Source organism: Caldibacillus sp. 210928-DFI.2.18 (assembly GCF_020554505.1).
Lineage (GTDB): Bacteria > Bacillota > Bacilli > Bacillales > Caldibacillaceae > Caldifermentibacillus > Caldifermentibacillus hisashii.
This window is the reverse complement of the sequence record NZ_JAJCHL010000020.1, coordinates 23,651-44,654: the sequence shown is the minus strand read 5'-3', so window position 1 is coordinate 44,654 and position 21,004 is coordinate 23,651. Positions and strand designations below refer to the sequence as shown.

The 21,004-nt window shown below is 38.6% G+C and carries 19 protein-coding genes; 6 read left to right on the top strand and 13 right to left on the bottom strand.

Translation table 11 applies throughout. The features are described from left to right. Positions 1 to 203 precede the first annotated feature (203 nt). The 4 genes from LIZ98_RS06510 to LIZ98_RS06495 form a co-directional block, all read right to left on the bottom strand. The gene (locus LIZ98_RS06510) at positions 204 to 908 is read right to left on the bottom strand and encodes a LutC/YkgG family protein (protein ID WP_041846001.1); all 705 of its coding nucleotides are present in this window, start codon (positions 906 to 908) and stop codon (positions 204 to 206) included. Next, a complete protein-coding gene (locus LIZ98_RS06505) occupies positions 908 to 2,329 on the bottom strand; it encodes a LutB/LldF family L-lactate oxidation iron-sulfur protein (protein WP_227139264.1) in 1,422 nt (473 codons plus the stop codon). Before LIZ98_RS06505 ends, LIZ98_RS06510 begins: the two co-directional genes overlap by 1 nt. Positions 2,330 to 2,344: 15 nt before the next feature. Further along, positions 2,345 to 3,064, bottom strand: coding sequence for a (Fe-S)-binding protein (locus LIZ98_RS06500; RefSeq protein ID WP_034768998.1), 720 nt, complete (start codon positions 3,062 to 3,064; stop codon positions 2,345 to 2,347). A 147-nt stretch (positions 3,065 to 3,211) separates the two neighbouring features. Beyond that, positions 3,212 to 3,919: a FadR/GntR family transcriptional regulator gene (locus tag LIZ98_RS06495; protein ID WP_227139263.1), complete on the bottom strand. Its 708-nt coding sequence runs from the start codon at positions 3,917 to 3,919 to the stop codon at positions 3,212 to 3,214. 473 nt (positions 3,920 to 4,392) lie between these two features. On the opposite strand from LIZ98_RS06495, the gene LIZ98_RS06490 reads away from it, so the two are divergent. Continuing rightward, positions 4,393 to 5,193 carry a DUF2935 domain-containing protein gene (locus LIZ98_RS06490; RefSeq protein WP_227139262.1) on the top strand — a complete coding sequence of 267 codons (801 nt, stop codon included), beginning with the start codon at positions 4,393 to 4,395 and terminating at the stop codon, positions 5,191 to 5,193. A 129-nt stretch (positions 5,194 to 5,322) separates the two neighbouring features. On the opposite strand, the gene LIZ98_RS06485 is transcribed toward LIZ98_RS06490, so the two are convergent. The 5 genes from LIZ98_RS06485 to gltB form a co-directional block, all read right to left on the bottom strand. Then, complete coding sequence (locus LIZ98_RS06485) at positions 5,323 to 5,493, bottom strand: hypothetical protein (RefSeq protein ID WP_156103193.1); 171 nt, start codon at positions 5,491 to 5,493, stop codon at positions 5,323 to 5,325. A 145-nt stretch (positions 5,494 to 5,638) separates the two neighbouring features. After that, complete coding sequence (locus LIZ98_RS06480) at positions 5,639 to 5,851, bottom strand: DUF5316 family protein (protein WP_034768994.1); 213 nt, start codon at positions 5,849 to 5,851, stop codon at positions 5,639 to 5,641. A 413-nt stretch (positions 5,852 to 6,264) separates the two neighbouring features. Continuing rightward, positions 6,265 to 7,680 carry a SpoVR family protein gene (locus tag LIZ98_RS06475; RefSeq protein WP_034768993.1) on the bottom strand — a complete coding sequence of 472 codons (1,416 nt, stop codon included), beginning with the start codon at positions 7,678 to 7,680 and terminating at the stop codon, positions 6,265 to 6,267. Between the two features lie 274 nt (positions 7,681 to 7,954). Continuing rightward, entirely contained in the window at positions 7,955 to 9,430 is a 1,476-nt protein-coding gene (gltD, locus tag LIZ98_RS06470) for a glutamate synthase small subunit (RefSeq protein WP_227139261.1), read from the bottom strand. A 15-nt stretch (positions 9,431 to 9,445) separates the two neighbouring features. Beyond that, the gene (gltB, locus tag LIZ98_RS06465; protein ID WP_227139260.1) at positions 9,446 to 13,984 is read right to left on the bottom strand and encodes a glutamate synthase large subunit; all 4,539 of its coding nucleotides are present in this window, start codon (positions 13,982 to 13,984) and stop codon (positions 9,446 to 9,448) included. Positions 13,985 to 14,128: 144 nt separating this feature from the next. Here gltB and gltC point away from each other — a divergent pair, with 144 nt between their 5' ends. Beyond that, positions 14,129 to 15,031, top strand: coding sequence for a glutamate biosynthesis transcriptional regulator GltC (gene gltC, locus LIZ98_RS06460; RefSeq protein WP_227139259.1), 903 nt, complete (start codon positions 14,129 to 14,131; stop codon positions 15,029 to 15,031). 87 nt (positions 15,032 to 15,118) lie between these two features. On the opposite strand, the gene LIZ98_RS06455 is transcribed toward gltC, so the two are convergent. Then, positions 15,119 to 16,096, bottom strand: a complete 978-nt coding sequence (locus LIZ98_RS06455) for a M14 family zinc carboxypeptidase (protein WP_227139258.1) — start codon at positions 16,094 to 16,096, stop codon at positions 15,119 to 15,121. 193 nt (positions 16,097 to 16,289) lie between these two features. Between LIZ98_RS06455 and LIZ98_RS06450 the strand changes: the two genes are divergently transcribed. From LIZ98_RS06450 to LIZ98_RS06440, 3 genes are all read left to right on the top strand, one after another. After that, entirely contained in the window at positions 16,290 to 16,538 is a 249-nt protein-coding gene (locus LIZ98_RS06450; protein ID WP_041848213.1) for a YhdB family protein, read from the top strand. Positions 16,539 to 16,814: 276 nt separating this feature from the next. Beyond that, positions 16,815 to 17,246, top strand: coding sequence for a disulfide oxidoreductase (locus LIZ98_RS06445; protein WP_041845990.1), 432 nt, complete (start codon positions 16,815 to 16,817; stop codon positions 17,244 to 17,246). Continuing rightward, positions 17,243 to 17,653 carry a thioredoxin family protein gene (locus tag LIZ98_RS06440; RefSeq protein WP_034768986.1) on the top strand — a complete coding sequence of 137 codons (411 nt, stop codon included), beginning with the start codon at positions 17,243 to 17,245 and terminating at the stop codon, positions 17,651 to 17,653. Before LIZ98_RS06445 ends, LIZ98_RS06440 begins: the two co-directional genes overlap by 4 nt. A 101-nt stretch (positions 17,654 to 17,754) precedes the next feature. On the opposite strand, the gene LIZ98_RS06435 is transcribed toward LIZ98_RS06440, so the two are convergent. After that, positions 17,755 to 18,306: an SLOG family protein gene (locus LIZ98_RS06435; protein WP_227139265.1), complete on the bottom strand. Its 552-nt coding sequence runs from the start codon at positions 18,304 to 18,306 to the stop codon at positions 17,755 to 17,757. Between the two features lie 13 nt (positions 18,307 to 18,319). Then, positions 18,320 to 18,718 (bottom strand): YhcU family protein, encoded by a 399-nt coding sequence (locus LIZ98_RS06430; protein ID WP_034768984.1) that lies wholly within the window; start codon positions 18,716 to 18,718, stop codon positions 18,320 to 18,322. Between the two features lie 184 nt (positions 18,719 to 18,902). Between LIZ98_RS06430 and LIZ98_RS06425 the strand changes: the two genes are divergently transcribed. Further along, entirely contained in the window at positions 18,903 to 19,832 is a 930-nt protein-coding gene (locus LIZ98_RS06425) for an RluA family pseudouridine synthase (protein ID WP_227139257.1), read from the top strand. Between the two features lie 185 nt (positions 19,833 to 20,017). Here LIZ98_RS06425 and LIZ98_RS06420 read toward each other — a convergent pair whose 3' ends face one another. Continuing rightward, complete coding sequence (locus LIZ98_RS06420) at positions 20,018 to 20,848, bottom strand: aldo/keto reductase (protein WP_034768982.1); 831 nt, start codon at positions 20,846 to 20,848, stop codon at positions 20,018 to 20,020. Between the last annotated feature and the right edge of the window lie 156 nt (positions 20,849 to 21,004).

The window sequence follows — 21,004 nt, the reverse complement described above, 5'->3', positions numbered from 1 at the left end:
GGGAATTTTATGTTTATCTTATTCGACAAAAAGACAAAAAATCCTTCAATTTTTTTATAAAAAATTTATGGTAATAACTAGTGAGTGATTAATTGGGGAATAGAAATATTTACCTATGGAAGAGGGTTTACTCACCCTCATTCCATACCTGGAGATTTTTCTTTTTATACCTCTATAAAATGTCTTATAAAAAAATTTTTATTTTACTCATCAACAAGAATATATGTTGCTTTAACTGGGCCATGTACCCCGACAATCAGATTCATTTCAATATCAGCACTGTTACTTGGACCTGAAATAAAACTGACACAAGATGCAACCAATTCCCCTTTTTCAATTTTTTCGTGAATGATTGCTGCTGCCTGGGTCATTCTGGGCACTAAAGTACTTTTTGGAATGATTGCAATATAATTTTTCGGCATTAAGCTAATTGATCTGCCGTGGTGTTTATTATGGAATAAAGTGACCGTCGCTGTTTCTGCTAATGTTATATCGCTGAAAGTAATACCAATATTAGCTCGCTCAGCAATTTTTTCATTTTCCTTACCAATTGTGTAATCCCAAACATGAATATTTGTATCTTGTTGTAACTCATTAAAGCAATCTGGCAAGCCATATATTTCATTCCGTGGGTCTTTTGGTAAAATAATTGATTCCCCGCCATAACTTTTTATGACATCGACTAAAACATTTTTTAAATGAGCAACGTCTGTTCTTACAAAGTCCGTATGGATGGCTTCACATTGGTTTGCAAAAATATCTACAAGTTCTTCTTGATCCATTCCTTTAAACACTTCATATTGCGGATTTACACGCCAAACCGGGCGCACTACACCTTCTGTTCGAAGGGGACGGCCGAGTTTCGCTGCCAATTTGTTTAAAAATTCATCTCGATTATAAACCGCCATTAGTTTTCACCGTCCTTTTTTCTGTTTTCAAACCAAGAACGGAAAGATTGTTTAGGCGGGGCTGCTAGATTGCGAACCGCCGTCCATGCTTTTAATGGTCCGGGTCCATTTTCAATTGTCTCATCCTTTGTCCATGGTTTTAAGGCGGAGTGGGCAAGTTTTGTACTCATTTTATAAACAAACGGGCTGCCTCCCCACATGCCGACGCCTTTCATCATCATTTTTTCTGCAAAAGGAGTGTCACCATTTTCAACAATCTTTTGCCGATGAAGAACTAACATTTCGTGCAAAGGTATCCTTACCGGACAAGCTTCCGTACATGCTCCACATAACGAGGATGCATACGGCAAATCTTTATGATCGTCATATCCATCCAAAACAGGCGTCAGTACTGCACCAATCGGCCCTGGGTAAACCGAATTGTAGGCATGGCCGCCGATATGACGATAAACCGGACAAACATTGATGCAAGAACCACAGCGAATACAATGTAAGGCTGCCTGAAATTCCGTCCCAAGTGCATTCGACCTGCCATTATCAACAATAACAAGATGGTAATCGTTTGGTCCGTCGATTTCATCTTCCCCACGACAACCGGTATATGCTGTGATATAGCTGGTAAGTTTTTGTCCAACTGCTGAACGTGTTAAAAGACCAACTAGAACTTCCATTTCTTCCCACGTAGGCACAATCCGCTCCATCCCCATCACGGTAATTAGTGTATCAGGAACGGTCCATACCATATCAGCATTTCCTTCGTTGGTTACCAAGGTAATTGTTCCTGATTCAGCGATGGCAAAATTGCATCCGGTAATACCGACATCTGCCTGCAAAAAATCACTTCGTAGTTGTTTGCGGGCAAAAGCTGCCAATTCTTCCGGTTCACTTGACCCGGTATATCCTCGTTTTTGGGCAAAGGTTTCACGAATTTGTTCTTTATTTTTATGAAGAGCTGGTGTAACAATATGGGATGGATGGTCCCCTTCCAATTGTAAAATCCATTCACCTAAATCGGATTCAACAACCTCAGCACCGGTTTCTGCCAACGCATCATTTAAACCGATTTCTTCCGTCACCATCGACTTTGATTTAACAATTTTTTTGGCGTTCTTTGTCTGAATCACCTGCTTAATATAGCTGTTTGCTTCTTCTGCAGTTTCAGCAAAATACACATGGCCGCCGCGTTTCTCCACTTGTTCGCTTAATTGATGTAAATAAAAGTCGATATGATTTACTGTATGGGTACGGATTTCTTCACCGAGTTTTCGCCAGTCTTCCCAGTTTCCCAATTCTTGCGCCTGTTTTAGCCGGCCGGCACGAAAACGACCCTGAGCACCCGAAACTGCTTGACGCATGAAATCATTTTCGATCCCTTTTTGTACCCCTTCTTCAAAAGGAATATCTTCCAATTTTAAACTCATTTCTTCCACCTCTTGTCAATTATGCGTATTTAAAATTTCTGAGATATGTATGACTTTGACATTTTTGCCCTCTCTTTGCATGCGTCCGCCGATATTCATCAGGCAGCCCATATCGCCACCGACCAAATATTCAGCACCGGTTTCTGTCACATGGCGCGACTTTTCCTTCACCATCTCGGCGGAAATTTCCGGCTTTTTCACGGAAAATGTACCGCCAAAACCGCAGCAATCCTCACCGGAAGGCAATTCTACAAATTCAATTCCTTTTACATTTTGCAAAAGAATTTTTGGTGCATCTTTCACTCCTAAAATCCGGGTCATGTGACAAGATGGATGATAGGTGACTTTCCCTTTGAAAGTTGACCCAACATCCTTCACTCCCAATACATCGACAATAAACTGAGTTAATTCAAATGTTTTGGCAGCAAGTTCTTGGGCGGGTTTTTCCCACTCAGAATCTCCTTTAAACACATGCGGATATTCCCGGATCATACCGACACAGGAACCGGACGGACCGACGACATATTCGGCGTCTTTGAATGCTCGGATCATTTGTTTCATCGATCCCTTTGCTTCTTCCAAATAGCCGCTATTGTATGCCGGCTGTCCACAACATGTTTGCAAGGTTGGAAAGTCAACTTCACATCCAAGCCGTTCTAAAATTTCTACAGTGTTTTTCCCGACATTTGGAAACATAATATCACTTATACAAGTGATAAATAATGAAACTTTCACAATATGACACTCCTTCATGTTCTACAAATCTTTAAATTTATTAAGTGAAACTTCCATCAGCAGGGTTTTTTTCCCGCTAATGGTTAGTTGATGCATACGGTCAAGCCTTTCCTAACGGATTCACTTAGCGATATGGTGAGGAAAATTCTATTCAATATATTTAAACAACCGGTTTTTTGTATTTTCCAAATGGTTGAACATAACCTTACCTGCCAGATCCGAATCTTTTTTCTTAATAGCCTCGAAGATTTGTTTATGTTCAACTAAAAGAAGATCTGCTTGATCTTCTGAATAAAGGATTACTTTCCTCGTTTCTCTAATCGTTTCGGAAATTAACTCAGACATACTCCCCATTAAACTGATCAGCAAATGATTATGTGTTGCCTTTGCTATGGCAAGATGAAAATCCGTATCGGCGTTTTGCGCCTGATCTTCATCTCCTCCCGCATTTTCCATGACGTTAAGCGCTTCTTCCATTGGAAATAAATCTTCTTCGTTACAGTTCATTGCCGCCAAACTCGCTGTTCCAACCTCCAGGATTTTCCGGACTTCATATAATTCTTTGACATCATTTTGTTTCATCAAAAATGCGGTTGTGACCGGCAATGTGAACTTGGATGGGTCAAACTTTTTTACATACGTCCCTTCCCCCTGACGCATTTCGACCAATCCCATTGTTCTCAATCCGTTTAATGCTTCCCGTATAGCAGAACGACCTACCCCGAAATTTTTCGCTAATTTTTCAACAGATTCGATTTTTTCACCCGGTTTCAGTTCCCCATTTTTAATCATGTTAATAATCGAGTCTGCCACTTCTTCGTAAATTTTCTTCGTTTGTATCCGCTTGTACTCCAATTTTCCTAGTCTCCTTTAGTTTTTAACTTATTGTACGGAACAATAAGTTAAAATTCAAATACTTCAAGTCTCTTAACCATTTGTTTGACAGCATTTGATTTTCACTAAAAACAAAAAATACCACTCTTATATGGCTTTTCAAATAACGAAATAAGAGCACCAGCAAGCGCTAACATTTTTTATCACTTATAGAATTAGTAAGGTCATCTGATGACCTTACCATTATTATACTTTTTATCTATAAATTTGACAAGTTAATGAACATGAAAACAGTGGAAATTCATGTTATTATAAAAAATTTTTTGATCCCTTTTTGTGCAGTAGTGAATCAGGCGGAAGTATCGTTTGTATTACCAATTCTCAGCAACTCTTGACTTAATTTGTGAACACATTTAACAAATTAACCTGTCCCGCTTATTTTTCTCTATATGCTTGAATATATTTAGTTAGATGATAATAAGGAGCTGATGAGATTGTCTCAATTTTTAAAAAGTGCATCGTTTGAACATCAATTTTGGCTGCAAGTATTTGGTGATCACTCGAGATTTATTCATGATTCCCTCTATCCTTCAAAGCACGAAGATATTGAACTGGCAAGGGCATTTATTCATACTTTCGATCAGTTGTTAAGCCAATCCAAATCATTAACCGAACAAAATGTGATTTCCTTTACCAATCAGGTAGAAGAGGTTGTCGATAATTTTAAGGAATTTAAATTGGTGATTATTCGGAGACACTTAACTGGTGAAGCCGGAATTCATTTAACTCCCACTTTTCTTAATCTTATGGTGAATGAACTGGAAGAATATCAACGGGTATTGAGCTATTTAAAAGAAGGCCGAGTCCCGCCGATTTTTCATGAATTGCACCACCATCTCCTTTGGTTGGCAGATGCTTATGGTCATTCAGGTACCATCAATGATGAGTTAGATGGAGTTGAAAAGCGGCTCAAGGAAAAAAGTCATGAGTTTACGAAGCATTTTGAGCAATTTTATTTGAAAGCATCCGAACTTACGGGGTATTTGCGTACAAATGTCCATTCCTTCCCGGCTCTTGAAAAATTCAATAATGATGTTGAAGTGGAAATTAAATTATTTCAAACCTTTCTTCATGAATTGGAAGAAATGGAACTATCCCACACGGTTCTCAGTACCTTTTCCGCATTAATGGCCGACCATATGTACCGGGAGGAATGCTATTATTTAATGAAACTTGCTGAATCAAGGAATACTACCCCGCCAAACTGTGACCCTACCAAACCAAGAACGGAATAAGACTAATATAAAAAAGGTTGAAAACGTATCTTCCAATTATCTTACAAAAAACCAATAAGCAATCCTTTCACTTAAAAAGCGGTCATTCACCTTTAATCTTTTGAAGATGTTGACCGCTTTAAGAAATCTTTATTGATAAAACCCATTTTGGTTATTTTCTTGCTGAGATTTCATTTCCGCCAATTTGTCGATTTGTTTTTCCGTAGCATCCTTTGGTGGTTTCATTCCTGATTTTTTCTCAAAATAAATAGCAATGCCGCCGATTAGGAAAACCGGGATAAGCAGATATAACCAGATCACGCTTTACCACCTCCGTTAAAATTAGGAATGATGGAAATTCTCCTGAAAACTGATCTTCCCCTTTCTAATGTATAAACGCTGCAATTGGACGTCTTTATCAACGGTTTTGTTCTCGACAAGATTGAATACTTGGCATGTTTGGTCTTTATGAGAAAAAGTAAAGGCATGCAGCAATTATTAAAAAAACAATTCCTATATACCCAGAGTACGATGCTATTTTCATCCTAAAATCCCTATGCCCTTTTGTTTCAGAATAAAAATTTGCTCTTTGTTGTTGCCCATCAACCCAAGCGCCACTAAAGATAGCCGAAATAACAATAAAAACAATTCCAGCAATAAATGAAAATTTTAACATCATAAGAATTGATCTCCCTTTTTAGATCATGATATGAGTGACCAGACTCCTGCATTTACCTTAAAAAGATTAGGGTTAAAGTTCGACATCTGACATATAACGTAGGAGATATATATTAATATACCATAATATACAAAATTATTCAAACTATATAAATTTATCTTATATTAAAATGATCGGCAAACACATCTTTTTCGTTCAAAAAAGTGATACCATTTACAATTATCACAAGCAGTTCCTCTGAAATTCCCGTCATTTCATTAATAAGAAGTTTATCCTGTTGTTCTTCTCATTAATCGCCATGTTCAGCATACAAAACAAGCCGACATTTCAAAAATGAAATAGTCGGCACTTCACTGTTATTTGTCAATTATTTTCCCTGGTAAATCATTTGACCCCAACTATTTTCCGGTTTGTCACAAATATCGTCTCTGTATACTCCGTCCGTCAAAACTATAGAGAATCGGTTTTTCTTCAACAATTGTTTCCATATGCACACTACGGCCCCAGAGCTGATAAATATAAGGGAGTACTTTTTCTAAATATTTCAGGTCCAGCTCAATTCCTTCATAATGATGTTTCAAATAAAGCTCTCCATTGCGTAAATAGTCCCCATCATTAACCGTAATATAAGGAAAGCCACCGTTTACCCGCATGTTTACCAATTGGTCCCGGACATGCTCCCATTCTTTGTCGACAATTTTATAATCCCTTCCTTGCTTTTGAAACAAATACATATCTTCGCGCATGACCAGTTCTTTTGTTAAATAATTTCGTAAAAACGATTGATCGGATTCAAGTTCACGAACTTCAAAAATTTTCTCCCGGCCGGAACCCGGTTTAACGCCAAGTTTCTTCATTTGTTCAGTCGGATTGTTATAACGTTCTTCAATATCTTCAAAGATTTTTAGTCCAAGATAATATGGATTAATTCCTGTTGTTGAAGGCTGAACGACACCGGCATTCAATTTGGCAAATTCAATGGCTTCATCACTCGTCAAGTCCATTTCTCGCAAAATCCGTTGATGCCAGTATGAAGCCCAACCTTCGTTCATTATTTTCGTTTCTAACTGCGGCCAGAAATATAGCATTTCTTCGCGAATCATTGTTAAAATATCCCGTTGCCATTCCTCTAATTCCCGACTGTAATGAACAAGAAATAGGAGTAAATCCTTTTCCGGTTGGGGCGGGAATTTTTTTATTTTCTTTACTTTTTTCGATTTTGTTTCTTTCGGTTTATCAAGATTCCAAAGATCGTCGTACGGTGATGCTTTGGTCGGTTCCTCTTCCTCATATTCGACGTCATCCAGTGTCCAGGCCAAATGCGGTCGTACCAATGAAGGATCGATATGTTCTTCAATCGCCAGAACCGCATCGATGAACGATTCCACTTCTTTTTTTCCATATTCGATTTCATATTGACGGATTCGTTCAGCCGTAGCCGCCATACTTTCCACCATATCCCGTTTCGTATTTTGAAAACGAACATTGTTTTTGAAAAAGTCGCAATGGGCAAGGACATGTGCAACAATAAGTTTATTTTGGACTAGGGAATTGGAATCAAGTAAAAAAGCATAACACGGGTCAGAATTAATGACTAATTCATAAATTTTGCTTAATCCGAGATCATAGTGAAGTTTCATTTTAAAAAATTGCTTTCCAAAACTCCAGTGGGAAAATCTGGTAGGCATCCCGTACGCCCCAAATGTATAAATAATATCTGCCGGACAAATTTCATATCGCATCGGATAAAAGTCTAAGCCAAAACCTTTCGCAATCTCGGTAATCTCATCAATTGCTTTCTCGAGTGCGAGGTGCTCTTCCTGTTTCATCGGCTAACCTCCCTACCTACAATTAAGAATGGACAATGATTTTCTATACAAAAACTTCCTCTCCTTATCTACAATTTATGAACTTTTAAAGAAAATGATGATTGTTTTGAAAAGAATTGAGTTTTTTACATAAGAGGTTTGGGAGAAAATAGTAGATTTTTTAACCTTAAAATATGAATATCGGTTAAGGATGCCATTTTGACATAGTCGGAAAGTATTTAAGTATAAGCACACAGAGAAAGAAAAAAAGCTGCCTCAAAAAGAGACAACCCTATTATACAGCGACAGTTTTCAAGTAATAATCAACCATTCTAGCAACTGCACGACCTTCGTTAATCGCCCAAACAATTAAACTTTGACCACGTCTTGCATCTCCACAGACAAAGACGCCTTCCACATTTGTTTGGTACTTACCAACGGAAGCTTTTATTTTATGATTGACCGTTTCCACCCCAAATTGGTCAGCCAAAGAAGTTTCCGTTCCTTCAAATCCGATAGCAATAAAAACATAGTCAGCCGGCCACACACTTTCTGTTCCGGGCAGCTCATTAAAATGGTAGGAGCCGTCTTCATGGTAAATCTTTTCCATTTGAACGGTATGAAGAGCTTTCACGTGACCGTTCGCATCCTTTTCGATCTTTTTCGTTTGAATTAAATATTCTCTTGGATCGGTGCCAAAAATAGTTTTTGCTTCTTTATGCGCATAGTCTAACGTATACACATTGGGGTAGCTCGGCCACATATTATCAGCTGTACGTTCCATCGGCAATTCCGGATGTTTACTAAATTGAATGACGCTGTTACATTTTTGCCTTAGTGCTGTTGCGATACAGTCGGCCCCGGTATCACCGCCGCCAATAACAATGACATTTTTTCCTTCTGTATTAATAAATTGACCGTCTTGGAAATTTGAATCGAGTAGACTCCTTGTTACTGAAGTTAAATAATCCATGGCAAAGTGGACACCCTTTGCATCTCTTCCTTCAATTTGCAAGTCGCGATGTTTTTGCGCCCCGGTTGCTAGGATTACTGCATCATATGTCGACTTTAATTCATCAACAGAAATATCTTTTCCGACCTCTGTATTCGTGATAAATTTAATTCCTTCTTGTTCTAATAAACGGATGCGGCGTTCAACGATTTTTTTATCTAACTTCATATTTGGAATTCCATACATTAATAAGCCGCCGGGACGGTCAACCCGTTCATAAACAGTGACGGAATGTCCTGCCTGATTTAACTGATCGGCACTTGCCAACCCGGCCGGCCCGGAACCGATAACAGCTATTTTCTTCCCTGTTCGGGACGTCGGGATTCGCGGTTTGATCCAACCGTTTTCAAAGCCTTTATCAATGATGGTCCGCTCGATATTTTTTATCGAAACGGCCGGTTCGGAAATTGCTAATGTACAAGAACCTTCACATGGAGCGGGACAAACCCGACCGGTAAACTCAGGAAAATTATTCGTCTTAAGCAATCTTTCCAATGCTTCTTGCCATTTACCACGGTAAACAAGATCATTCCATTCAGGGATTAAGTTATTAATTGGACACCCTGTGGTTACACCATTGATTTCCATTCCAAGGTGGCAAAAAGGAGTGCCGCAGTCCATGCAGCGTGCTCCTTGTTTTCGTAAAACTTCATCGGAATAAGGAGATGAAAATTCATTCCAGTCATTGAGCCGAGAACCGGGTTCTCGTTCAAAAACATGTTCGCGAGTATATTCCATAAATCCCGTCTTTTTCCCCATTTTCATCTCTCCTCTCTATTTATTCACTGCCGGTACAGCTGATTCTGTAGTGTTCATTTCATTTAATTGATGAAATGCTTGAAATATTGCTTCTTCCTCTGTTATACCTTGTTTCGTCAATCGGGTGACAAGACGGTGAATTTGTTTATAGTCCTTTGGAATGACTTTAACAAATTTCCCTTTTATCCAATCCCAATTGGCCAGGACTTTTTCAGCTTTATTGCTTCCGGTATATTCAAAATGTTTTTCAATCATTTTTTTCACTTCATTTATTTCATCTTTTTCTGTTAAGCTTTCAAACTCAACCAATTCACTATTAACAAGGGATTTAAACTGTTCCGGGTCATCTTGGAGTACGTAGGCAATTCCGCCTGACATACCGGCAGCAAAATTTTTACCGACATCGCCTAAAATTACCACCCGTCCGCCTGTCATATATTCACAACCATGATCACCGATTCCTTCTACGACTGCATGAACACCGCTATTTCGAACAGCAAACCGTTCACCGGCACGTCCATTAATATACACTTCCCCGCTTGTTGCCCCATATAAAGCAACATTACCAACAATTACATTTTCTCCCGCGGCAAATGGAGATTCACCCGGTGCACAAACAATCAACTTGCCCCCGGATAAACCTTTTCCAAAATAATCATTGGCATCTCCGGTAATGATAAGCGTCATTCCTTTTGGCACAAACGCACCAAAACTTTGACCTGCAGCCCCATTAAAATGAAGTTTTATTGTATCTTCCGGCAGACCCTCTTCACCATATTGTTTGGATACTTCACTCCCGACAATGGTTCCGACAGCCCGGTCCGTATTTTTAATGGCAAAAGTACCTTCCACTTTTTTACCGCCCACGAAAGCCGGCCGAACAAAAGATAACAATTCCCGAAGATCCAATGTTTCTTCCAACTTATGATTTTGCTTTTTCTTAGAAAGTCGACCGAAATCCGGTTGATAAAGTATTCTAGTTAAATCTAAATCTTTTGCTTTCCAATGAGCTTTTACATGTTCGCCTACTTCAAGAATATCTGTACGTCCCACCATTTCATCAACTGTGCGAAACCCAAGTTGAGCCATGATTTCTCTGACTTCTTGAGCAATAAAAGTCATAAAATGAATCACATGTTCAGGTTCCCCGGCAAATTTAGCCCGTAATTCCGGATTTTGAGTTGCAATGCCAACCGGACAAATATCCTGATGGCAAACCCGCATCATCACACAACCGACGGAAATAAGCGGTGCTGTAGCAAAACCGAATTCTTCCGCCCCAAGCAAGGCTGCCATGACAACATCTTTCCCGGTCATGAGTTTACCGTCTGTTTCCAATACGACACGATCACGTAAACCATTTAGCAACAAAGTTTGGTGAGCTTCGGCAAGCCCCAATTCCCAGGGAAGACCGGCATGTTTAATGCTTGTTCTGGGCGATGCACCTGTTCCGCCATCATGACCGCTGATAACAATCACTTCGGCATTCCCTTTTGCAACCCCGGCGGCAATCGTACCAACCCCGGCTTTGGAAACAAGTTTCACACTGATTCTGGCATCTCTGTTTGCATTTTTTAAATCAAAAATGAGCTGTGCTAAGTCTTCAATGGAGTAAATATCGTGATTCGGCGGCGGAGAAATAAGTCCGACACCCGGTGTGGAGCCACGAACTTCGGCAACCCACGGATACACTTTATTTCCCGGCAGCTGACCTCCTTCACCCGGTTTTGCGCCTTGTGCCATTTTAATTTGCAGTTCATCTGCATTGACTAAATAATGACTTTTTACACCGAAACGACCGGAAGCAATTTGTTTTATTCGACTCTTCCTGCTGTCGCCGTTTGCATCGGGTTTATAGCGGGCAGCATCTTCTCCTCCTTCACCGCTGTTACTTTTTCCTCCTAAGCGGTTCATCGCAATCGCAAGTGTTTCATGAGCTTCTTTACTGATTGAGCCAAAGGACATCGCGCCGGTTTTGAAACGCTTTACAATACTTTCCACCGGTTCAACCTCTTCAATCGGTACAGGGTGCAAACGTTTTTTAAAAGTAAACAGATTCCGCAAAAAGTGAATTCGTTCATCATTCGCAAGTTTTGTATACTTTTTGAATAATTGATAATCCCCTTTCCTTACCGCCCACTGTAATGTATGAATGGTCAGCGGGTTGAATGCATGTTGTTCCCCATCAACACGGTATTGAAAGTCACTTCCGGATTCAAGCAGAGAATCCATCGGGTGGCTGTAGGCGGCTTCATGACGAAGAATCGCCTCTTTAGCAATTGTATCCAAATGAATCCCGCCAATTTGTGAAACCGTTCCATGAAAATATCGGTCAATCACTTCATTGGAAATCCCGAGGGCTTCAAAAATTTGGGCGCCGCGATAGCTTTGAATTGTTGAAATCCCCATTTTCGCCATGACTTTTACAATTCCGTCGGTAATCGCTTTTACGTAATTCTGCACCGCCTTGGTATAAGAAAAATCAAGGTCACCATCTTGAATTGCTTTTTGGTATGTCGCATAAACAAGATAAGGATAAATGGCATCAGCGCCAAACCCGATACATGAAGCAAAATGATGAACTTCTCTTACTTCTCCGGATGCAACGATGATACTTGCCTTTGTTCGTAACCCCTTCTCAATTAACCGATGATGGAGCGCGCTGATTACTAATAGAGGCGGCATTGGGACATGCGCTTTGTCCATTTTTTCATCGGATAAAATCAGTAAGGTTATCCCTTCGTTCACTGCCTTTTCCGCTTCTTGCAACAAGTTTTCTAACTCAGTCTCTAAATCATCGGTAAATACAGTTGATAAAATCGTATGCTGAAAATCAGGTTTTTGATTCTCTATTAATTGTTTAAATTGTCCCGCCGTTAATAACGGTGTTTTTAATTCGATGCGGCGGCAGTTTTCCGGACCCGGCTTTAATATATTCCCTTCCGCTCCTAAATACGTAACCGTTGATGTGACAATTTTTTCACGAATCGAATCAATCGGCGGGTTTGTCACTTGGGCAAATAATTGTTTAAAGTAATTGAATAACGATTGCGGACGCTCTGATAAAACAGCAAGCGGCATATCATTTCCCATCGAACCAACCGGATCTTTACCGTCTATAACGAGCGGGAGTAAGTACTTATGAATGTCCTCATACGTATAGCCAAGTGCTTTTTGCCGTAATGGAATGTGATCCACAATTTCCTCAGTCTCATCTTGATCGTTCAGCAAAACAAGCTCTTGTTGCAGCCATTCCTGGTAAGGCCATGCCAATGCTGCTTCCAACTTGGTTTCTTCATCTGAGATGATACGTCCTTCTTCCAAATCAAGCAGTAACATTTTTCCCGGACTTAATCGTTCTTTATATAAGATCTTTTCCGGTTCGACATCAATTACGCCCACCTCGGAAGCGAAAATAATGTAATCATCTTTTGTTACATAATATCTCGCCGGTCTTAAGCCGTTTCGGTCCAAAACAGCTCCGATTTGTTTACCGTTCGAAAACATAATAGCTGCCGGTCCATCCCACGGCTCCATATGCAAACTTTGGTATTGATAGAAAGCACGTTTTTCCGCAGAAATATGTTTGTTTTCCGACCAAGGTTCCGGAACAAGCATCATCGCTACTTGAGCAAGCGGCATGCCGGATAGGACAAAAAATTCAAAAGCATTATCTAAAATCGATGAATCACTGCCGTTTACATCTGAGACCGGCATAATTTTTTCCGCATCAGCACCAAAAGCGTATGCAGCCAGGTGTTTCTCGCGGGCTTTCATCCAATTAATATTGCCTCTTAATGTATTAATTTCACCATTATGCAAAAGATAACGATTTGGATGTGCTCTTTCCCAACTCGGAAATGTGTTCGTACTGTAACGGGAGTGGACAAGTGAGAAACGTGAGACAAAATCTTCATCCTGCAAATCTAAATAAAAACGATCTAATTGATCCGGATTTAACAGACCTTTATAAACAATTGTGCTACTCGACAAACTCGAAAAATATAATTCTTTTCCGTGTTCTTTAGCCCATTTTTCCACTTGTTTTCGAATGACATATAATTTTCGTTCGAAATTGAGTTGATTTACTTCTCCAGGTGATCCGATAAATACTTGACGGACAACCGGACAGGATTGCCGGGCTTTTTCTCCAATTTGCTCTTGATTGATCGGCACCGTTCGCCAGCCCAACAATATTTGTTTTTCTAACCGAATCGTTTCATTAATATAATATTCAATTTCCTCACGTTCATTTTCGGTTAAAAAGAGCATGCCAACCCCGTAATGTCCATTGGAAGGAAGTTGAATGTTTTTTAGATTTTTCCGAAAAAAACGATCAGGGATGTCCACCATTATTCCTGCTCCATCACCGGTCATTCCGTCTGCTGCTTTCCCTCCTCGGTGATCTAAACTAGTAAGCATTTCAATTCCTTTTTTTACAATATCATGGGTAGATTTTCCTTTTATATGTGCATACAAACCAATCCCGCAGGCATCATGTTCAAAACTTGGGTGATACAGTCCTTGAGATTGAGGTAATTGGTGAAAAGTCATATGATTCCCCTCGTTTCCGTTTAGTCCCTTTCTGAATTTTCGTTGTAGTACTAATTATATATTTTCAAATTGATACAAACAATATATTATTAAGATAGAAACTATCTCAAAAAACGATTAGTAAATGATTAGGAGGGGAAACATTTGGAATTACGACAATTACGGTATTTTGTTGAAGTAGCCGAGCGGGAACATATGACAGAAGCAGCCGACCATCTCCATGTTGCTCAATCGGCCATCAGTTTACAAATCGCTAAACTGGAAGATGAATTAGGGGTTATGTTGTTTGAACGAGTAGGAAGAAATTTAAAATTAACTGATATTGGAAAAACATTTTTAGTTCATGTTAAAAAGGCATTGCAAGCAATCGATTATGCAAAAGAAAAAGTCGATCAATACTTAGATCCGGAATACGGCACGGTGAAAATCGGTTATCCTTCAAGTTTTGTTAACCATTTATTACCAACGATTATTTCGAATTTTAAAGTAATTCATCCGACAGTCAGTTTTCACTTGAGACAAGGTTCATATGCTTATTTAAGTAAAGCAGTTAAAAGTGGTGATATTAATATTTCGTTCTTGGGTCCGACACCCCCTGAAGATTCAGATATTAGAGTGGATATTTTATTCTCGGAAAAATTCTCTGCCTTAGTTCCTTTGCTTCACCCGTTATCTGACAGGGACCATATTCAATTAAGTGAACTGAAAGAAGAAGATTTTGTTTTGTTTTCGGAAGGTTATATTTTACGAAAAATTGCCATCGATGCTTGTAAAAGTGCCGGCTTCTTTCCGCGAATAACCTCTGAGGGTGAAGATATCGATGCTATTAAGGGCTTGGTTTCAGCCGGGATCGGTGTCAGCATTTTACCGGAAAATACATTGATTAGCAATATTCCAAGAATGACGAAAAAAATTGCGATTTCCTTTCCTGAAGTTAAAAGAACGGTAGGCATTATAACGCCGAAAACACGTGAACTGGCACCATCGGAAAAAATTTTTCACCAATTTGTTGTTGACTTCTTTACAAAGTTAGAAAGATTCCAGTAATTTTTCACTCTCAAACAATCAGTGCGGCGATCCCAATTCCACACTGATTGTCGTTTTTCATGATTGACAGCTTTCTTTTGCTTCTTTCTATCTCCAATTGGCCATTTCGCTTGCCAGATAAATGCCAACCAGTCTGTTTCGTCGCCATTCCTCCCAAAATTTCCTTATGGGCGGGTTGGATTCTTGATGAAAATCGGTCAATTCGAGAGTAAATGCCGGCTTCCCGTATTCTTCAATAAACCAATCGGTAAATCCCCCTCCATTGGCTTCTTCAGGCGGGATCGACAAAGAATAACCGGTTAATTCGGCTAATTTGGTTGCCAAAAAATAATCCCTAACGATATTTTGCCGGGCACCGTATTGCCAAAAAATTTCTTGCCCGGATGAATGGTAAGCAATTGCCGACATCGGATTTATTTCTTCTATAAAACGAACGACTGCTTGTACTTCTTTTGCCTCAAACGGTCGCTTTCCTTTATAACCTTTATAAGACGGAAAAGGACTGCCGGGAACGTCTTGCCAGCCGGACGGATATTGCCGATTTAAATCAATTCCGATGCCATTTGCTTTCCATCTTTTAAAATTAAGACTACCGTCATTCATGAAGATAAAATCTCGCTTGTTCTGCACCGGAAGTTTCCCTTGTTGAATATCTACCCCGTCCGGATTTAACATTGGTACAAACCAAATGGAAATTTTATCAAATATGTTCGAATCGAATTTCCCGATTTTTTTCTTATGTTGATAGGCATCAGCGTATCTTTCCAACATCACCATAAGCAAATTAGAGCTGATCCATTCCCGGCCATGATGTGCCCCGATAAGTAAAATTGATTCTTCCCCTTTACCAAGTTTTATTGCCCAAATCGGCTGGTAAAAATGACTCGTTCCTATTTGTTTTATGGTTATATTATTTTTAAATTGTTTATTAATCCCTTTTAGATCCGCCTCTAATTGTTCTATCGTATAACCATCTACTGCATCAACAATATAAGCACGACCTTGGTCAGGCATGAATAAGAAAAAGAAAATAAAAATGAATCCGTATTTAACAACCACTCTCATTTGCTACCACATCCAGCTAATTCGTTTTTCCTGCGTTCATTTTTTATTTTTCACTTGTTTCGTTTTGTTAACCTGCGAATATACTGGTAAAAAAATACGTCCCCAGAAATATCGTTTTGTTAAGATTTACTTTACAAAAATATCTTATTTCCGCATACAATATCATTAACTCCTGAAAAAAGGAGGTCAATACATGAACAAAGCAGATTATGATCGCGCATTGTATTACACATACCGTTCCCAGTGGGATAATTTGCTAATACTCATGGTCCGCACAAAGGATGATTTTTTATCAAAACGAATTGAACATTTTTTACACGCTTATTACTATCAAAAAAATGATACAATTGTGGAAAAACATCTATATGCTTTATTGCAATATGCCGCTTATGCGAATGATAAAGCAACCATCATGCAACAAGATGTTCTTTACTCGGTTTGACTGGTGAAAAAAGCGAAAGAAACAAAATTCCGGACTGTTTATGGTGAGAAACACGTTGGTATTTTCACGTTTCACTCCATAAACAGGCCTTTTTATTTTTTTAAACTATTTTCCAAAATCAATGGAGAAAAATTTCCCTTTTTTATAAAAAAATAAGTCCATTTATCCAAGTATTTAAAGAACATGAAAAATGAAACATATGGTACAATTATTTTAAGTTTGACCTTTTATTTCTGAAATATGAAAGATGGTACTTGGAAAAAGGTGGGGAAATACTTGGCAGAGAAAAAAACTGACTGGTTATTTTTTAGTAGCTGGGCTGTTTCGATTATTGCGACTTTTGGCAGTTTATATTTTTCTGAAGTTAAACATTATGAGCCTTGTGACTTATGCTGGCTCCAACGTATTTTTATGTATCCGATGACGATTTTGCTTGGGGTTGCCTATGTGAAAAAAGATTGGAACATGAGCTTTTATGCCATGATTTTATCTGCGGTCGGCGGATCGATATCCCTTTATCATTATTGTTTACAAAAATTATCTTTCGCCGGAGATGGGCCATTATTTTGTGGAAGAGTCCCCTGTACAGCACAGTACATCAATTGGTTTGGGTTTATTACTATTCCGTTTTTAGCGTTAACTGCATTTATAATGATCTTTATGATTAGTTTTACGATCAGGAAAGGCTTGAAGGAGGGAAATAAATGAAAAAAGTATTGATTTTTTTAGGAATTATCGTTGTTCTTTTTGCAGCGATTGCCTTTTTAAATAATGCCCAGGAGAACGATGCACAGGACTACTATAAAAATTCTGTAACACCGGATGAACTGCAGGATGAATTGAAAAATGACGGTACGGCCACTGTGTATTTTTATAGCCCGGAATGTATCCATTGTCAAAAAACAACGCCAATTGTCGTTCCGCTCGCCGAAGATTTGAACATTGATTTGCAAATATATGATGTCTTGCAATATGAACAAGGTTGGGATGATTATAAAATTGAGGGCACACCGACAATTATTCATTTTGAAAATGGAAAAGAAGTGGCTCGGATTCATGGAGAAAAGAAAAAGGACGAGTTCCAAGACTGGTTTGAGGAAAATGTTTTGAAATAGTTTTTGTTTTTCCGGATGAAAGAGCGGAAACCATACCCGGCCGGTTTCCGCTTTTACTGATTCACCGTCAATGCATTAAACTATTTTTTAAAGGCATACGACTAACCGTTATACATTTCTTCATCAATTAATGCTTGCAAATCATCGTAATTGATGACAAGTAATTGATAGTCATGAGTCTCGGCATAAATTTTCGCCATTTTCAATATGTATTGTGGGGAGCCGACTTTTTCATCGTCATAAACAAGTAAAAGACCATCCGAATTTCGGATAAAAAATTTGTTTTTCGCAACGAACTGCCAAGGTCCTTCATACGGTTTTTTCGTAACCGTCGAATGAAAATCAGCGTTCAATAAAATCTCCTCATATTTCTCTTGTTTTTCCTCTTTCCAGTTTTTTTCCTGATCAAGAAATGGGGTAATTACGGCATATTTTAGCTTTGGATACTCACATTGCAAGTCCATAATTACTTCCGCCGCCCATGTTTCAAAGCCTAATTGGCCACTCAACAAAACCCATTCAAGACCTTCTTCCAACAAAGGGATAAGCTGCTTTTTGATCGCTTTTTTAATATAAGGGATTCCCGGATGATTCGAATGAAAAATCCCTAATTCATGCGGTTTGTAACCTGTAATCACCAGACGTTTCATTATGCAATCACCCAAATTATACGAGCCAATGATTGGCAGCTTTCACATGAATACTGCCCATTTCCATTGAAACATTTTTAGTTTCTAAAAAGTTTTCATAAGAAAAAGGAAATGAAAAACCAAGATTGTTTAAGATTTGTGCGTTTTTATTAAACATTTTTTGGTATTTTTCTTTCTCAAGACTTTCCGATTCAATAAGAAAACAAATTGTTTCCAAGCACGCTATAATTTGATAAGCTTCTTTTAACGTGTCAGACTGATTATCAAAATCATTAATATTTAAAAAGTTCATTTTGATGAATTCATTTATTTGTTTATCCGTAAAATATTTCGGTAAGATATTTGAGTAGAAATATTCAACTAAATGATTTATTTTTTTCTCTTGCTCCGGGGTGGAAGCATATACAATCTTCAAGATCAAACCCACCTTTTGGACAATTTTCTAGAATAATGTAAAATACTGTTCCGGATTTACTCGATAAAATAATTTCCCTATGTGTATAAGATAACAATAATTATACTCATGAACAAATCATTTGTCTGTGGAAATTTCAGGTTAACCAGTGAAAAACAGTTAGTTTTGGAGAACTTTAAAAAGAATGGGTGATCACATGATCAAAGTAGAGAAATTGGACAACCACCTGCATGTAGTAGTTCCTGCAGAATGGGATGGGATTTCCATTGATGATTTATTGAAAAATAAATGGCAGTTGGCCAAAAAACGCATTCACCAAATGAGAATGGACAAGATGGTGAAACAAAACGGTCTTTCCGTTCCATTTGCCAACAAATTAAGAGCGGGTGATCAGCTTATTTTTGAAAATATATTTTTTGAAGCAGACTACGGATACACGCCTTCACCTCAATCTGTGCAAATATTGTTTGAAGATGATTTTTTGTTGATTGCCAATAAACCGGCACAACTGGCAACACATCCAAACACTTCTGCTGACACGGATACTTTGGCAAATCGGATTGTCCATTATTTAGCGGTAAAGAATGAACCTGCCAAAGTACAACATATCCACCGGCTTGATAAAGATACAAGTGGTGCCGTTTTATTTGCAAAATCATCCTTTATCGGCGGCATTCTTGATAAACAATTGGAAAAACGCAAAATAAAACGTACCTATATGGCGATTGTTCATGGAAAATTACAGAAGAAAAAAGGTACGATTAATGCGCCTATTGGTCGTGACCGCCATCATCCGACCAGAAGACGCATTTCATACACAGGTCAACCGGCTGTCACCCATTATGAAGTGATTGGTTTCGATACAGTGAAAAATTTGAGCCAAATCATTTGTCGCCTTGATACAGGACGTACCCACCAAATTCGGGTTCACCTTTCATCTATTGGTCATCCGCTTGTTGGTGACGTTTTATATGGCGGGAAGCCTCTATTTTATCGTCAAGCCTTACATGCAAAATATTTATCGGTTATTCATCCTTTGACGATGGAAAAAATAGATATAGAAGCACCTTATTTGGATGATTTTCCGGAGTTAACAAGAGGTGGCGGAAAATAATTTAGTAGCGACTAATCATATTGGCGGCGGCTTTTAACCTGGAAGAATTTTCATATTAGTAGGTAGTGGCAAAAATTTTATCTAACATTGTTCTCTACAAGGATGTGAAAAGTTCAGCAAAATTCAGCCCTTCAAATTTATCCAGTAAAAAAGGATAGTATTGGCACTATCCTTTTCCATTCACATTAAAACAGAAATTGATCCGGATCTTTTCCGGTCCGTTCGTTTTTATTCAGGGCATCAATTCTCTCCATATCTTCCGCGGTTAATTCGAAATCAAATATATCCGCATTTTCCTTAATTCTTGACGGTGTAACGGATTTTGGAATTACGATTACATCATTTTGCAAATGCCACCGTAATGTCACTTGCGCAGCTGTTTTTCCGTACTTTTGCCCGATTTCTATGAGCGTCGGATCATTCAGCAACCGGCCTCTGCCAAGCGGACCCCATGCTTCCACGGCAATTTGTTGTTTTTTACAAAAGGAAAGAAGGTCTTTTTGAGATAAATACGGGTGAAGTTCGACTTGATTGATCACCGGTTTTTCCTCAGACTGTTCCATCAATGTTTGCAAATGGTGAATTTTAAAATTACTGACTCCGATGGCTCGAACCCTTCCATCTTTATACAATTTCTCAAGTGCCCGCCATGTATCCACATATTTATCTTTCCCCGGCCAATGAATCAAGTACAGATCAAGATAATCAAGTCCAAGTTTTTTCATACTGATTTCAAAGGCTTTTAGCGTTTTGTCGTAACCTTGATCGGTATTCCAAACCTTTGTTGTAATAAATAGTTCTTCCCGTGGGATGCCGCTTTCTTTAATTGCTTGGCCGACTCCTTCTTCATTATCATAAAGGGCAGCTGTATCAATGGCCCGATAGCCTACTTCCAGAGCCGTCTTAACTGTGTTAATAACTTCTTTGCCATCCTTAACCTTATAAACACCTAAACCAAAATACGGCATTTTCACACCATTATGTAATGTAGTCGTTCCTTGCAGTGATTTGGACATTATCATCCCCCATTTCCAATTTAATGTTATTTTACCCCTCTTTATCATTTTTTTCCAATATGGCGATTACTGTACAGGGGGAATTCATTCATTAGATTTAGTTTATTTTTTAGTTATATCTTGTTTTTTTGACCTTAACTTTTATAATGAAATCTA

Bases quoted from the DNA above. Each gene is read 5' to 3' on its own strand.
- LIZ98_RS06510 (WP_041846001.1), bottom strand. From the start codon at position 908: ATGGCGGTTTATAATCGAGATGAATTTTTAAACAAATTGGCAGCGAAA.
- LIZ98_RS06505 (WP_227139264.1), bottom strand. From the start codon at position 2,329: ATGAGTTTAAAATTGGAAGATATTCCTTTTGAAGAAGGGGTACAAAAA.
- LIZ98_RS06480 (WP_034768994.1), bottom strand. From the start codon at position 5,851: ATGATGTTAAAATTTTCATTTATTGCTGGAATTGTTTTTATTGTTATT.
- LIZ98_RS06475 (WP_034768993.1), bottom strand. From the start codon at position 7,680: ATGAAACAGGAAGAGCACCTCGCACTCGAGAAAGCAATTGATGAGATT.
- gltD (WP_227139261.1), bottom strand. From the start codon at position 9,430: ATGGGGAAAAAGACGGGATTTATGGAATATACTCGCGAACATGTTTTT.
- gltB (WP_227139260.1), bottom strand. From the start codon at position 13,984: ATGACTTTTCACCAATTACCTCAATCTCAAGGACTGTATCACCCAAGT.
- LIZ98_RS06455 (WP_227139258.1), bottom strand. From the start codon at position 16,096: ATGAGAGTGGTTGTTAAATACGGATTCATTTTTATTTTCTTTTTCTTA.
- LIZ98_RS06450 (WP_041848213.1), top strand. From the start codon at position 16,290: ATGAACAAAGCAGATTATGATCGCGCATTGTATTACACATACCGTTCC.
- LIZ98_RS06440 (WP_034768986.1), top strand. From the start codon at position 17,243: ATGAAAAAAGTATTGATTTTTTTAGGAATTATCGTTGTTCTTTTTGCA.
- LIZ98_RS06425 (WP_227139257.1), top strand. From the start codon at position 18,903: ATGGGTGATCACATGATCAAAGTAGAGAAATTGGACAACCACCTGCAT.
- LIZ98_RS06420 (WP_034768982.1), bottom strand. From the start codon at position 20,848: ATGTCCAAATCACTGCAAGGAACGACTACATTACATAATGGTGTGAAA.